Here is a 15,806-nt window from a genome sequence, read left to right as displayed (position 1 = left end):
GGTTTCCGTCCTATGAATTGGTAAGCAGCGCAACAAACCGAAATTTTTCGGCTTCTTCGCTCCGGATGAAACCGTCGCGGGTGCGGAGCCTTGGGGTAGCCATACTCCGTTTGAAGTACGCGGTGACAGGCAAGAGTTCCCCCCTATTAGTAACTGCTAGCCATTCCTCGCCATCACTGAGCTGGCTGATCTTGCGCGGGCCAACTTTCCGCCAGTTTCTGCCGGCAAAAGAAAAAGTGGTGTCATCCGGAAGGCTGGTAAGAGCCTTCGCAGTTACATTGTACTGCGAGCTTAGTTGCGTCTTGCTCAGTGCTCCCGGCGTGGAATTGGGATCAACGTCTTCGACGACAAACATCTGGTCGTTTTGTAGGTTAGCGCGGACCCAGATCATGCGACGGGACAAGTTGAAGGAATCGATGCGCCGGATCCGGCCAAGGCCTTGTTTGGCAGCGAGATGATGTGCGTCACCAATCGCGTTTCGTTCGCTAGCATAGCCATCCCACAGAGGATGGACGACTACGTTGAGAACTCCATCAGTTGCCCATCCATGAACGTTACCATCGTGGATGATAGATTCTGCAGGAAATCCATTCTTAGTCCATGCATCGACAAGCCTAGCTGCGCGAACGTCCCATTTGCCCTCTGCTCCAATGGGCAGGACCTTGTTGGCAGCCACGGTATCTAACCCAGGTTTGTAGTTAGCATCTAGCATGGAGGCCAACAAGTCGATGCCTAGCTCCCAATCAAGAAGACCATGAACTTGACGGTTACGGAAACCCCGGAGTAGGAGGTCCGGGCTGCGCCACTCGTTGCCTTTCGTTTTTGAGAGATCAATCTCTTCACGGATCATATTGCCCATTCGCGGAGTGTCACCCTCCCCAAACAAGCTCCCTCGTAGGATGGATTCCCATTGAGACATTGCCGAATCTACGATTCCCGCACCGTTCGGATGGGCGTCGGCAAGGTACATCTCCCCACCGCCAAGGTCTGTGACCGCGTGGACAGATGCGATCTCTACATCCATCGAATCAACATCTAATTCTAGAGCGATGGCACGCTGCAAGATGGTCGCGGCAGAATACCAAGCGGCGCGGCGTCTTGTTAGGCTAGCCTCGTCCTTGCTTTCGAAGTATTTCAAGCCATTACCATCGAGCATGCGTATTGCAAGGATATCCGTGGTCTTGGGTGAAGTAAGTGCAACCTTAAAATCCGGGTTTTCGTCTTCTGATCGCCAGATGGATTCGCCCTCAGCATGAATCCATTTACTCCCGCCTTCCTGAATACTACCAACCTCTTTAAAGCCAAAGTATTCACTACGGTTGGTATTGGTACGAAATACGGGAGCTTGCCGCTCTAGCTTGACCTGTGTATTGCAGACTTGTTTGAAACCCTCAGCGCTGAGTCGGGGGCTGGAGATGTCTGTTGAGCCCGAACGCCCCCTATTCTCGCCGCCTCCAAGCGCTGGCTTAGTAGTATCCATGTCAGTTGCAAATGCACGCGGAGCTACGGCCATGTAAGGCTTCGCGTCTTGTGCCCCACAATTTGGGCAAATAACGCTCAGAGGAGGGTTCTGAAGCCAGCTTGGATTCCACAACCCTGATTCACTTGCGTGAGTCCTCATGGCGGTTATAGAAATGCGCTCTACATGAAGTTGCCTACATGCTCCGCAGCGTACGTGCACATACGCTGCTCCTATGGGGGCCCCTGAGGCTTTCCAGCGACCAACACGAGGATCATTGAACAGTGGTCCTGTAACGTACAGTGGGGTTAGCCGTCGCTTGTCCCATGTGCGCTCCGAGCCTGGAGCGAAGTCCGCGATGGCTTGGTCTGCAGGCCTGTCGAGAGACTTTGCATCGCGCTCCGCGTCACCTTTTCCAGAGGGAAGTTTGAAGTAGAGCTCTCGGACGCTCGTTGGCATGCCAAACATTGGCAAAATACCCGCCTCAGCGAGGCGGTGAGCCAGTGTGGATGCCACGAACTCATTTCCTTCAACGGCATCCTTCATTTTTTCGGGCAGATGTGACACATACTCTATGAGGGTCTCGGTGGATACATTAGAGCCTGAGGTTATGGTTCGTGCCACGTTCTTGATGGCTTCTCCATTCACAGCAATCCAATTCCTGACCAACGCAATATTTGCTTCGGCATTGGCAAGGGTGCCCATCTCACCGTGTGTATCAGGATCTTGGCTAGTTGCAACCCATGAAATGCCTGCAGCACGAAAAGCTTGTCTCAAAATGTCCTTGGCGATGAGGCGCTCGGCTAATATGCGTTGATCGTCGCCCATGGCAAGTCGTGGCTGCGGGGGCACGCCCCCTGTCATTTCGCTGGGGTGTTCGAAGTGAATGCGGTCATGAGTTTGTCCGCGACAAAAGGTGAAGGCCACTGAAAAAGCCTGTCCCTTACGACCAGCTCGCCCTACACGCTGCTGGTAATTAAAGCGCTCTGGGGGCATGTTCGCTTGCATCACAGCCTGCAACGAACCGATGTCCACACCAACTTCCATCGTTGTCGTGACCGACAGGAAATCGATGGAATCTACATTCCTCAATACATTGCGCGTACCGATATCTTCAATCGTTTCTTCATCGAAAAAGATGTCGCGAAAGTGCCTTTGGCGTTGGGCTTGGTCTTGAGTTTGGCCGGTTAGCTCCTCAGCATGAATGCGAAATGCAGACGACTTATCATTCGCCTCGTGGGCATAGTAGTGCTCGTCTTCGATTTCCTTGGCCGTGGCCTTCCCATTGGGCTGTGTCTCGAGCTTGCCTAGGCAGCGTGAACACACGCCCGCAGATGCATGCCAATGAACCCGCCCGCAGTTCGAGCATACCCATGGATAGTCTTCAGGACCGACAACACGGGTCCACAGTTTTTCCAGCCGGACCACGCCCCAAAGGTCCCCCTGTACATGCCCCACCAACTTGAAGGCATTAACCATGGAGTCATGCAGTGCGTCACGGTTAATTCTATGGGCCGCAGCCACTTTCGTCAGATAGCCATGGACGCGCTTCTTCGCAGCTCCTTCGTTTGCCGCGCCAGTGGGCTGGTCGTGTCTCCAGCCATCGGTTGGCCTGTTCCATGGATTGGGATCCAGCCGGTTTTCCTCAGCGAGGATACGGAGGATGCTATCGCATGCGAGGCGGAAGACTTCTGAAGGCATGCCAATTGGCGACTGAAGAGCCTTGTCTGGCGGAAAAGCTAGGTGACCTATCCCTTGCGCCTCAAGGTCATACAAGAGGCGCCCGGCTAGAGTTCGCCACGAAACCTTTCTCAGCGACTCGGAAATTGACTCAATATCATGCAGGTTGGCCTCATCTTCTAATTTGGCGACCAGGTTTCCGTCAGATGTCTTGAAGATAGACGTCCAATCTTTCCCTTTGTGTCCAACCTTTCGTTTATCGACGGATGCACCGCCAGGGTTAATTCCCTTCTCGATGAAATCTCGCCAAAGAGGGCTTAACTGTCTATCGGGGCCTGGCTTTGCAATGATGTCATCGACACGCACATACCCATGCTTATGGGCGCGTATTCTTTTTACTTGGTCTACTTGCTCGTCTGTAGCGCCTTCCTTGTCTTCGACCACCGCCCTTGCGGCTTGCACGAACAAATTGAATCTTTGTAGCGATCCATCTGTTTGACCAAATAGATTCTTGACCCTTTCACGAATGCCTTGGACTTTTTCTACCTCTACAGATTCAATTGCATGCAGAGCGTCCTTCATCAACACATCTATGCCGCTATCAGATCGTTTCTTCAGCTCTTGATTGATGAAAGTGCGTAGCAGCAGCATCCACTGCTCTTCTTCCACGCCAACAGAAAGATTCGCTGCCGCCTCGCGGCTATCAGAGAAAGCCACAAGCTTACGGCTCTTTCCCTCAGGTAGGACTCCCATCAGGTGCTTGGAGAACAAGTGTGACATGCGCGCCAAGCCAGTCACAAACGATCGGATCGGCGTACGACGGCCATAACGTTCTGAATAGTCAATGTGACACGATGGACAACGCTGGGGCATCGCCGAGTATTCATGGCGGTTTGCCTCTGGTATTTCTGCGTGAAAGAGATAGCAGGGCTGACCACCTTTTTGTGTCCCAGTAGTGACTAGACCTGTAATGGGATCGATGGTCGCCGTAATCCAACTTGCGGGTTTGTTGTCTCGTGGCTTACCTGGGCGACCATCCTTTGAGTCAGTTTCAATCGTACCGTGCTTCCATTTCAGATTGTCCGGGATTGTAGTAGGGTCGAAATCAAGGTTACGCAACCAAACGACACCGACATCCTTATATCTCTGGGCGTCTGTGCGTGTCTCGACTGTAGTCTCGGGAAGTCCGTTGATTTGGGTTTCGAGGGAAGTTAATTCGAATTGTGTTTCGATTCCCAGCCCATTCTTTAGCGGAATCCTGTTCCCACATAGAAGCTGCGTGCCACAACACTCGCAATAAAGAACTTCAAGCACGCGCCGCCCATCCAAGGAGAGCTTCCGGTCAGGCAGGAGCATTCCGCTGCGTCGATCATGGTCTTCGTCGTGCAACTCGATGGTTGCCCAGAGACCTTCGACATTCTTGGCCATCCAATGGAAGCGAAGGCGCGGGAAGGACAGCCTCTTGTCCCTCGCGTGCTTGGAACCAATGGCACGGAACAAACCCCTAGCGGCAATGGGGCGCTTGTTAGCGGGAAGGCTAGCGAACCAGTAATCGGAAAGCATATTGATCGGCTTGGCTCGGATCTGCCCGTTGGTATCGAATCCAGCGAGAATGCACTTGTTGCTGGTGACTTCGTCGACGGCAAGGAGATCAACGACAGAAATCACTTCTAGGGTTTCATTGTCGTCGCCTTCTTGAATATTGGTACCCCCAGCCTTGAGGCAGGCTTCCACTATGGCATTGTTGAATTCGGGGATGTCGTCTTCCAGTGTATGGAGGTGCTCTCCGGATTCGATATGGAAGCGAGACTTCGCATCCTCACTCGTATAACCAAAGAAGCCGCCAAGATATTCGTAGGTGGCATCATCACTTCCATCAAGCGACGCACTAGATGCGAGTATCCGTAACTGAGGGCTTGTCGGGTCAAGCCCGAGTCTGTTCAGAAGGAGACGTATTAGATAAGCGACTTCCGTACCTGCCGAGCTACGATGCAGGTGGAGTTCATCTACGATGAGTTGGAATACGTGGTTCTGACGATCTTTTTCAAGCCATTTTCGCGTTTCCTCGAACATGTCGGAGTCGGCACGATCACCGGGTATGTGGGGATCGGGGTGCCGCATTAGCATGATGGACAACATGCTGATGTTTGTGACGAGGATGTCCGGCGGCATTGCCTGCATTTCCCAGCGATGAAACATTTCCGCCGCGTCTGGTGACATACGTCGGATGAAACTGGCTTCCTCTAATGATTGAGATAGTTGTTTTCTGGCCTTGTCAATCTCTTCCGAGATATTGGCTGCCTCAGCTTCAGCAACCGCATCACGGCAATGCTTAATTTTTTGGCACATTGAGACATAGTCTGTGACTGCTGCCTTCAAATCCTCGCGTAGCTCGGAGCGCTTGCCTGTATGTGGCTTCCCATCGGCCTTGAAAGGATGGCCGGAAACTGGCGTGGAACCATTGTAGCGGCCAAATCGGATTCGATTACCCGCGAGATATTGGTCAAGCGCTGCATGGACTTCATCTGTATCGAGTGCGAGGCGTAGGCGAGAAACCTGATCTTCAACGAGTGCATTCATGGGATACAGAACGAGTGCCCGAACTGCCGCCGTACGCTTCTCACCACGCAACTCTTTTCGAGTATCATTCCATTTCGGCAGTTCTTCCTTGGTCCACTCACTAGGAGTCTTCGAAGGATGTTGCCATTGAGTGGATAGACTTGTAGCCTCCCGGACGATATTGGCCAAGGCGGGAAGCAAGAAGGATTCCGTCTTGCCTGAACCTGTGCCGGTTACGACGACGCAATGCTTGCCTTCCAGTGACTTCCTAAGCATCGTTTGCTGATGTAGGTAGAGTGGATGACCACCACTGAATAGCCCAGCACTGACAACCGCTTTGAACGCATCGCGTCCCACCTCGTTTAAGCTAGGGAGGTCACTTTCGAGCAACTCTGTAAGTTTTCGACCTGACTTGTAGGAAGGAATTGGTTCAACATAGGGTGTTTGAAACAGAACCCCAGGCAGGTCCAGTAATTCCTTTCGATCTTCCTCAAAGGTTTGGGAGTTCGTTCGAAATGCTGAGGTTATGTATCGCTTGATTCCGTTCTGGAAAGTATCGAAAGCGCCAACTGGGTCTTTCATTTTTTTTCCTTATAGCTTCAATTAGTGTGCTGCGAATCAGAAAATATCTAGAACCGCCCCAAGTTTGGTGGCAATAAGATTAGCAACCACCTCAGGGACATGTCGGTATGCAAGCCACTTGCCTTCTGCCATATCGTTGTAAAACCGATTGGCGAAAAAGACTGTTGGTCCATCTACTGTGTAGGAAAGTGAGATCCTATTACCTGAGCCATTCGTCTCTTGTTTTTGAAGCGTAAGAACCTCTGGGGCATAGCCAGCACATAGAACAAGGGCACGTTCAAGAACACTTGGTAAGCCAATTCTGGCTGGGAGCCAAACGGTCCCATTATTTCGCTCATACGTGATAGGTATTGGGTGAAGGTCCTCAAGGCCTGTTCTAATGCTCACCCACTTTGCAAATGCGTCAAGCGCCAGCCAAACACCCCAACGTGAGTCGCGGACGAAGGCGTACCTTCCTTGGTCCGCGAGCACGTACAGGTTGTCCATTCCTGTGTCAAGATCTTGCACCTTCCAAAGCTCGCTTGTATTGCCGCAGGGGTTGGCTGTAAATCGCCCCTGGCCTGCGTGGAATCGCATGGCGCTACCTCGAGCGCTTCCAATAGACTCCATTGTGTTGTGAAGCGTTACGTTTGTGAATTCCTTCAAACTGCCAGCCCAATTCGCAATTGAAATGCAAGGTGTTTGTGTAAGCTGGAAACCTATTTGATCTAATGTTTTTTTAGCTTCAAATTCATTAATGATGAGCAATCGCCATGACTCGAATTCAACCGCATTGGTGATCAAGCTGTGCGTAGTCCACGCCTTTTCTGCTCTTGCGATATTCTCCCAATGAGAGATACGTAAGGTTCCCGCAACCCCCCAAATTTGAGGGCCGTGAGATGTGGAAGGTAGCGAGTAAAAAGTGGGCTTAACCGAATGTATTCGAGCTATATGCCCCTTATGCGTTCTGGAAATTTCGAGGTGACCGCGCCGACAAAGGTCCAGCAGGATTAATGCGGGATCACCGAATGCATCAGAAGTACGGATAAGTCGTTGTAATTGATTTCTTGCTACGCCGTAATCAAAACTACCTGACTGGGCGAGTGAGTCGAGGAATTTTTTCCGAACATCGATAATGACAGCGTCGTGTTTAACGATGGCCCCAAGTTCTACGGGCTTTAAATCAAAACCAACGACCTTGAAGGCTGATTGCTCAATAACTGGCAGGAAAACACCAGACAAACCTTCGTCTGATGTCATCGGTATTCCAAGATTGTCCAGACTAAATGGACGCCCTATATCAACAAAGTCTCCTCCCAGACCGGCAACTCTCAACTTTGCCTGGCCGAGTTGGGTACCATTTTTGGTAGTTGCGTGGAGCACATACGATGCACTTCTTGCACTAGGCAGCCTAATCTCGAATCGTCTTAACGGTATCAATTGGGCTTGCTCGCCCGTGTTCGCATAAGTGGGTAAGAACGTCTCATGGATAATGATGTCTTGAGAGCATGTTATGCGCGTGTCCTCAGGAGCGTCTAACTCAATCATGGGTAGATCGTAGGGCAGATACATGCGACTGTAGCCGCGTCGAATCGACCTTCCACCAACAAAACGGATACTACGAGGCTTTGGATGGGCACATTCCTCCCCATCAGGGAGAAGACGTTGCTCAAGCGTAAGACTGTCACACGCCACTAAATTAACAAACAACCAGTTATCAGGAATTCCTGCCGCCGATATCAGTTTGTGATCAGGTTTGACACGTTCGAGGTAGCTCTTGAGAGATGCAAAACTGTGGGGCGGGGCCAATAGAAAGGCCTGTCCACTCCCAGGAAGATCACCCTCTCTCAACTCTAAGTTTCCAGTCACAGAATCAAACGCCGGAACCAGAACCCAGAGCAGATGTCGCCTTAACAGAAGTTGGAGTGTTGTAGGTTCTGACTCTTCGATACCAAGGTACTGGACATTAAACTGCAGGGTGTTTTCAGATGCTTGTTCAGCGATTCTCCAGAACTCCGCATCTTGCTTGGCAGATGACGTGCAGTTTGTCCCTTCCGTGCCGGAAAAGCATCCCTTCCACTTCAATTCATTGTGGGACAGCACAAACTTACCAGTATCTTGTAAAGCAGGCAGACGCCAGCGAGGGGAAATCTCCAGGGGGGCATCCTGCACCACCACTAAAGAAATGCCAACTCCTTTTAAATCTTTTAAATCAGTGGATGAATAATGTGAACTACTATTTTTATCCGTTAATGTTCCATCCCAATCGGAATATGCAGTGCTGATTGCAGCAAGGATAGGCTGTTCGAAATCAGGAATATCGAGTGCCTTTTGAAATCCGGCAGTGAAAATCCGTTTCGTCGCACGCGCCTCGTCCAATATCCGCGATAAGGATGCTTTGGACAATTCTTGGCCAGGTCTAATTTGTGCCTGTACAAACGCTTGTGCAAGGCTTTCTATATCTTGGGGCTTTAAAATGCTTTGGGATCTTGGCACGCCGATCCGGTGATAGCCACCCAATCTCCTCAGTTTAAAGGAGCCGAACCGCCCAGCATTTCTTTCCGTCCACTTCTGCAAATCGGCCCAAGCCGATTCAACGCGATCCATTTCATTGGGGCCGAAAGTATGGTGCAGTTTAAGATCTGCTTGTAGCCCCCCATAATACGAGTTCGGGTTCTCCGCATCGTTCCTGATCAGAGCGGCAAGGTAGGGAAGGTATGCAGGGGCATGCAGGCCTAGGTAGGTAGGATCCAAAGCGCCAGGGTCCATGTAGTTGCGGTTATTAGCATCTCCTTTTCGTTGTTCAACCAGATCACGTATGCGTTGAGCGAGGCTACCGTCTGGGTTGGCCCAGATATGGCCAATACGAACTGCGTCCAAAAATCCAGCGTCACCACCGATATCTTGACCAATTTGGTCGAGAAACTCCTTGTCCACCCTAAGGAACACCTCCTCACCCTTGGATGCCTCGGAGAAGAAGCTATGTAGCAAGCGAAGATTCCATTCGCTGAATCTATCGTCGAGTGGCTTGCTCTTGGAATCTGGCAGCTCCTGTACATGGCCAAATTGGCTGGGTATCTCAGTCTGGGGTTCGAGAAGGCCGTCCTCACTAGCGTTCATACGTATGATTTCTCACTCATGCGGCAAGATAGCGAACCGTTGAAAGGTAGCTCCGTATAGTCAGGTGCGATGCATTTAGTCGTTTGTGCCTGGTACGTCCGAGCAGCCTCCCTGTTTGGGTATAGTTAAAGCACTCTTTTGGCTTCTTGTCAGAGTTAGTTTTGCGAAGTCCGGAAGCAGCTGGCCTGTCCGGGCAGCCGGCCAGTCACAAGCAGACTGTCTCAAGATCGGGAGCTCCCTTGAGATGTTTAGTGATGTAGGCTGCTGGGTGTGGCGGACGCTTGTATAGGGTATGCAGCACATGGCTATCATACCCTTAGATTAGGCTATATGCATACTGTGCAGGCAGTGCAGCAAGAGCTCTTTAGGTGACAGAGCAGTTCCCGGGCGGATATGGGAGGTGTTGTGTAGCGGGCTTTTGTAACACCGACCCGAAGGCCGGTATTTTCAAATGGTACCGGTAAGGAGCTCTGCGATTTAGTAAAGCTTATGGACGGCTAACATCCGACCAATAGCCTCGCCGACTAATGGTGGGACGGCGTTACCAACCTGAGTGTAGCGGGGGCATTCTTGCTTTCTTTGCTTTCCACCGGTCGTATACTTTCCCTGAAATTCGAACCAATCTGGGAATGATTGAAGCCGAGCATTTTCACGTACGGTAAGAATTCTTGGTTCACTGTAATGGAGGATATCATCAGGCAAGGTCGTAATTGTTGGGGCTGGTCTACCTTGATCGAGAACTGTTGTTGCGTGCTTTTTAGTTCCTACTTGTTCTCGCTCCTCCTGTGATAAGCAATACCCTGGGCGACAGATTTCCTGAATATGCTTAAAATATTCTCTGGTTTCGGCCTTGTGTCTCGCAAGTCTTCGGCTATTCGGTGCACGATTCTCGCAGCTTAGCCTCATAAGTTTTTGGAACGCATTGGGGTTTGGGTGAGGGGTATATTCTGCTTCAAGAAATCTCGACATTCCAGAGTCTTCATTGGAAACAAGAATTTTCCCATGTGTTTCAAGGTCAGAAATTGCTTCTCGTGTTGTTACATGGCGAGTGATGGGTAATTCTTTGGCGGTTAGAAAATCGCGCCGGCTTTCCTGTACCATTTTCAGCAGGTTAGATCGTTGAGAAGAATTCCCTTTTCGCTCGCAGAGCATAAAGTAGCGATGGCGGGTTTGGGGGACACCAAAATCTGCGCAATTGACGAGTCCTGAGTCGACGTCATATCCGAGAGCATCTAATTTCTCTGCAATGTATTTCGCGTATGAGGCCTGGCCGGCATTCGCAATATCTTCGGCAACTCCTCCCTTGGTCTCGAAGCGCATGTTGAATCCAGCAACGTTCTCAATAACTAAGTATTGAGGTTGCAATAAACCAACAAGAGCAAGGTACTGCTCTGTCATTTTGTTGCGAGGGTCAGTGGGGTCGCGTTTTCCCGCCGTTGAAAATCCTTGGCATGGAGGACCACCAACGATGAGATCAATCTGGCCTCGGAGCGCCGCAACGTTTTCAGAAAAGCCTGAGAGTAAGTCTTCGCAGGTCATGGCCTGCTTTGGAAGCCATTTTGGCCAAGCGAACTGGTACTTAGTTCCTTCGATCAAGTTGAAGCGAAGCGTTTCAAAAGCTAGAGAGCTCTTCTCTATGGCAAAGACACCTTCGTGTCCAGCCTCAAGGAGGCCCAATGAGAGGCCTCCACATCCGGCAAACACGTCGCAAAATCGTAGCTTTTTCGGGGTTGTCATCGCATTTAGCATAGTCAAGTGATGGCCTTCGGCCACTTAGTGTGCCAATGAATTGTCGCACAGCCCCATATTAAGTTCCAGGACTGCTTTAGTAGTGCTTGAGCGGCTATGATTTTTAGGAGGTTTGAATGTTCTGGAGGATGCATGGTTAGCTTGTGCATGCGGTTATCGACAGGGCGCGTAGCTGTTGGCGCTGCCCCTGGATTGATCCAGTTGCCGACGCAAGATTGCCCCATCTCCAAACCTGCAAAAATCCAGCACAGACAATGATTTACGAAAAGTCAGGCTGGGGCAGTGAAATCTCGGCAACCGGGTCACATCGGCCTCGGCGCCGACAGCTCTGTCTCTCCTGGAGTACCAAGTCCTAGCCGGACGCTTACGTCAAGATGAGTTGGCCGTACGCTTACCGAGCGCCTCCTCACCACTATGACCAAAATCCCTGAGTGGATTCATCCACGCTACTCAGCACTTCCCTCAATGGCCAAGTAGCCGATAAACAGTGTCACGTTTCAAGACTGACAACGAACGAATGACCGAACACCTGATGATGCGGGCGATTTACATCTACGAATTCAGGGTTTGATGGCGACGAATTCATTGGCAGCCGCGATTTTCGCCTTGCTTGCCTTGCCTGACTTAGCTGTCGACTTCTCAGGATTGAATGCGGGCGACTTGTCACCAAGGCCTCGAATCAGGTAGCGATTGGTCCGATCTTGATCAGTGTTTCCTGGCTCGTAGTAGTCAGCCTGTTTGTAGGAGATTAGCTCCAAGTGATACAGACGATTCAATGAGCTTGGAATCTGGTACATCGGTACACCCGACAGGCGCGAAATGGTGGAATAGTTAATGGTTGCGATGTTGAAATTGTTTCTATTCCTGAACGCACAAAGCACGAAAAATACCTTTAGCGCGTATAGGCTCAACGCACTAAATTCAAATTGGTGCAACATGAGCAATTGTGTCCTGCTTCCGTCGTAGAGTTTGGATTTGGGAGGCTTTCCATGGAAGCCATCCTCCCATCCGGCCATCTGCAATATGGTCCCCTCACGCACGGGCTTGTCATATTTATCGAGCATCCCTTCATCCACGAGTCGCTTGAGTGATCGAGCAACAATCGGCCTCGATAAACCGGACAAAGCAATCAGCTTTGGATAAGTAGTCTTCACCTGCCCAGTGTAGTAATCCGCAAGCATGCACAAGCTTACGAAAAGCCTCAGTGCTCCGATGCTGGTGTTTTGCTGCAGTGCGCAGCGTGCCTCATTTCCTACACGACTATCGAAGGCCGCGACGCCACCACTTTGAATCCATTTGATGGGTAGACGTGCAAAGCTGGGCTCGACCCGATTTGCCTCCTTATCGGTTTAATCCAGCCCGGGACAATTGGATATCTGGGCAGATAGAAGTTTCATGATTTTTGCGGCAGAGTTGATCGCCTGTATGGGCGTTACATGCTCAGCCAACAGGATCCGGCGCATTTGCGATGAAGCAAACTTCTCCAACCCGGGGAAGCTTTTGCTCAAGTGAAGCCGTAGAGCGTTCTCACTGACCTTGTCCACATCGAATTCGTTTTTATCCCAGACCAGCCTTACGTTATATTTGGGTGCCGATGGCTTAGACACCTTGGCCACCCGGTAGATAGTGACGTAGACCGGCCAGCCTTCATCGCGCATTAGCCCCGTCGTTTCCGGTGGTGTTATTGAGATCCATTGAACACCTTGATCAACCAGCTCGGTTGAGAGCGTCGGGATGGCCTTGAGCAACAGGGGCGTTAGGCTGGCCACGCCCCTTACGCTCAGTAGCTTGTCGCATACTTGGCGATGCTGGACGACGAACAGGGTCAACTCGCCCAGATGCCCCTGGACGGTGGCGGGTATCCACTGATTCAGCGGCTTACCTTTCGACGAGCGCATTGCATTAACCACAGTCTGATGAGTCAGGACCAGATCCGCTGCAAGGTCCGAGATTTTTTCGTTGGTCGGGCTTTGCCATCGGGTCACGCTTTGGCAATAGGCAATCAGCAACTGCGCGGAGTTGTTACCCCGACTCAGTTGGAATCGCGCCCTGCTAGCGGAGGCTTCCAGCCATCGATAGTCGAGAAGCGCCCAGCGCTTGCCCAACTCCAGCAATTGCCTTTCCTTGTAGCTCTCAAGGTCCTGATCGAGCACGATGAAAGCCAAGTCGTAGTCCGCAAACACTCTACGATTGCTGATTTGACCCTTGACAGCACGTACATATTTTTCGAGCTGCTGCACTGTCAGCGATGCCTTCACCTTGTTTTCAATCGCGACCAGAATCTTGTTCGCCGGGTCGACCAGAAACAGATCCAGCCTACCATTGGCGGTGCCTTCGTCTACTTTGATACTGAACTCGCGGGTGACGAATGCCGCACCGAAGCTGCCGGTGCGAATTTTCCCCGGCGTCCACTTCGCAAAAAACTTACGGTTGTCATACGTGCATCCATCGCTGGCGGCGTGGGCCGCTTCCAGAAAGTCCTTGATAACCCAGTCGCCTTGGGAATGGCCTTCATGGGGGTTCATGCACCAAGCAAGCACTTCAGAGTTCTGGTTCTCCAGAAGTGTCGTCACCTCAAAAACGTCGTCGACGGTTTTGTTGAGCTCCATCAGCTCCAATAGCTTGGGGTCCCTCAAGAATGCATAAAATTCCGCCGGTTCCACGTTCACCTCCATGTTGGTAAAATGCTAATCACAAATTTCTGGGGGGCAATTCAAAAACCAGTAGATCCGTTCCATAGCCCAGGCTTTTAACGCCAACGCTGAATTGACCCACGTGCTGACTTGGGATTAACCCACCCTCAAGTCAACACAAATCCAGTAAAAGTAGTGGTTCTCGAGGAGTCTGCCCGGGTCAGTAATATCTCCGCAACTGGTTTAATTCGGCGCCGGCGCCAACAGCCAGGGACACAAATCGCGACATTCCCGCCCAAATGAGAAACCATGGCACGGTTCAGTCTTCTCGCTGGACGTTCAAACAAGGGAAACCCGGCGAGAAGTGGTTTGTGGTCGTAGTCAGGCAGGATCGTGACTGGAATCCCTCGGCTGCAGAAAAGGAACAATATTCGCTGGTGGTTACGGTGGCCGACCGCGACAACGAGCGGGCTCAGCTCTATACCCAAATCCAGACGCGAATAGATCAGCAGGCTGTGGTCAGGGAGCAGCAAAGGGCGAAGATGACTGCTGTTCGTTTACAGAATCGAGGGTGATGAGCATTCGGTAGGTATCCCCTAAGCCTGCGGGTACTGCGATACACCAGAGCAACTCGCTGCCAATCTGCGTGAAGACTGCCAAGACGCCGAACAACTGGATGAGGCGATACGCCGTCGGACGGTTGCGATTGTCGAGGTTGCCACCGAGTTGCTGGATGTGCTGGACGCGGCCGCTAACGTGGATGAGCCTAGCGCTGATCAACGAGAGTGGATGGAGCGCTTGCACATCGCTCTGGCCGCATGTGCGAACAAAAGTCCCGCAACACCACAGCCCCTCCAGCCGGGGCGATATTGGAATGGAGCAAAAATGTTTGGCACTTACGCTATGTGCTTTGTACTGGCCTGTTTTGCGGCTTTCCTCGCCTATGAGGCCGGGCAATCGCGTGGCTCAAAGATGGTGAAGAACCGTGTCCTGAAAGCATTGGAGCAGCATGAGGTTGATGTGTCTCACGGATACTCGGAGGGCTATTCGGGCCTTGGCCTTGCACGGATCATCAGGAACATCATCAGCTAAGGGAAAAAGGGACAAATTCTATGAATTGGAAGCTGGTAACTATCGGAGCGTTAATCTGTACGGCTATAGCTGCTGGCTGCGGTACAAAAACTGTTTCGCAGGAGCTAGCGTCTAAACAGGGTGTTATCACCGGTACGGGAAAGGATGGATACCCTGTCGTAAAGTCCATCACGTTTAAGCGTCCTAAAGCCGATGTCTCTCGTGTCCTTGCATGTATGCAGGCTGAAGTCGATGGATTAACAGTAACCCCGGTACAAATCGATGGAGTAGTTAAGTCGAGTGGAAAGGCCTACGCTTCCCTCCAGTTCAGCAACTACGTCGCCTTCGCCATGACAGTTCGCAATAACGAATACCGCTTTGACCGGTTGACCAACGCAGGTCTCAACGGACCTGCTTTTGAGCTGATGGCGTCATCCTATGGCACACCCGAGAATGCTTACGCGGCCCTCGAATCTATTGCTGATCGCGTCAGTGAATGTGCTGCCAAAGTCAGCGCCGCTCTTTGAGGGGGAAAAGCGATGAAGAAGCTGTTGAAAGCTGACAATGCCCCCTCGTGCATTGACATCGATTTGAGCGTGTTAAAATGGCGAAAAAATTCGCGAGAGATTGACATTGGGCTAGCAGATTACCCGCCCCTCTTAAGCCATATTCTCAATTGCAATGAATAGGGTCACTCCTGAACGGGCCCGATGTCGCTAGACATAGAAATGAGTGGCGTACTTTCATTAGGGATATGGCCTCTTGTGTGCCTACAAACGCTGTTTTGTCCTTCAAGAACAGGTCGGACTGCATTCCACTTTACGGTTCCATATGTGGCTTTACCCCTCAAAGCATCAAGGGATCGGCGTTTTTCAAGGTAGTTGTCGCGTCCACCGTCGCGCTACGCGACTTTTATTACCACGGTCAGCTCCCTTTCGGGGTTCAGATACACCGTCCCGATAGGGTTCCAGTTG

7 protein-coding genes are annotated in these 15,806 nt (G+C 51.3%); 2 read left to right on the top strand and 5 right to left on the bottom strand.

The features are described from left to right. Positions 1-10: 10 nt before the first annotated feature. From J1G34_RS07490 to J1G34_RS07470, 5 genes are all read right to left on the bottom strand, one after another. The gene (locus tag J1G34_RS07490; protein ID WP_222993705.1) at positions 11-6,280 is read right to left on the bottom strand and encodes a DEAD/DEAH box helicase; all 6,270 of its coding nucleotides are present in this window, start codon (positions 6,278-6,280) and stop codon (positions 11-13) included. Positions 6,281-6,316: 36 nt separating this feature from the next. Continuing rightward, positions 6,317-9,379, bottom strand: a complete 3,063-nt coding sequence (locus tag J1G34_RS07485) for a hypothetical protein (protein WP_186753136.1) — start codon at positions 9,377-9,379, stop codon at positions 6,317-6,319. Between the two features lie 477 nt (positions 9,380-9,856). Then, a complete protein-coding gene (locus tag J1G34_RS07480; protein WP_225930664.1) occupies positions 9,857-11,152 on the bottom strand; it encodes a DNA cytosine methyltransferase in 1,296 nt (431 codons plus the stop codon). Between the two features lie 536 nt (positions 11,153-11,688). Beyond that, complete coding sequence (locus J1G34_RS07475) at positions 11,689-12,309, bottom strand: hypothetical protein (RefSeq protein ID WP_225930663.1); 621 nt, start codon at positions 12,307-12,309, stop codon at positions 11,689-11,691. 168 nt (positions 12,310-12,477) lie between these two features. After that, positions 12,478-13,791: a PDDEXK-like family protein gene (locus J1G34_RS07470; RefSeq protein WP_186753137.1), complete on the bottom strand. Its 1,314-nt coding sequence runs from the start codon at positions 13,789-13,791 to the stop codon at positions 12,478-12,480. An 855-nt stretch (positions 13,792-14,646) separates the two neighbouring features. Here J1G34_RS07470 and J1G34_RS07465 point away from each other — a divergent pair. Both J1G34_RS07465 and J1G34_RS07460 read left to right on the top strand, forming a co-directional pair. Further along, complete coding sequence (locus J1G34_RS07465; protein ID WP_186753138.1) at positions 14,647-14,853, top strand: hypothetical protein; 207 nt, start codon at positions 14,647-14,649, stop codon at positions 14,851-14,853. A 20-nt stretch (positions 14,854-14,873) separates the two neighbouring features. After that, positions 14,874-15,359, top strand: coding sequence for a hypothetical protein (locus tag J1G34_RS07460; protein WP_186753139.1), 486 nt, complete (start codon positions 14,874-14,876; stop codon positions 15,357-15,359). The last annotated feature ends 447 nt before the right edge of the window (positions 15,360-15,806 follow it).

Origin of the sequence: Pseudomonas sp. Wu6, assembly GCF_019891515.1 — a bacterium.
Classification (GTDB): Bacteria; Pseudomonadota; Gammaproteobacteria; order Pseudomonadales; family Pseudomonadaceae; genus Aquipseudomonas; species Aquipseudomonas orientalis_A.
The sequence above is the reverse complement of the archived record's forward strand: the minus strand, read 5'-3'. Positions and strand labels throughout refer to the sequence as shown.

Coding starts and splice junctions, on each gene's coding strand:
- J1G34_RS07460 (WP_186753139.1), top strand. CDS start 14,874: ATGAATTGGAAGCTGGTAACTATCGGAGCGTTAATCTGTACGGCTATA.
- J1G34_RS07485 (WP_186753136.1), bottom strand. CDS start 9,379: ATGAACGCTAGTGAGGACGGCCTTCTCGAACCCCAGACTGAGATACCC.
- J1G34_RS07475 (WP_225930663.1), bottom strand. CDS start 12,309: ATGCTTGCGGATTACTACACTGGGCAGGTGAAGACTACTTATCCAAAG.
- J1G34_RS07490 (WP_222993705.1), bottom strand. CDS start 6,280: ATGAAAGACCCAGTTGGCGCTTTCGATACTTTCCAGAACGGAATCAAG.
- J1G34_RS07465 (WP_186753138.1), top strand. CDS start 14,647: ATGTTTGGCACTTACGCTATGTGCTTTGTACTGGCCTGTTTTGCGGCT.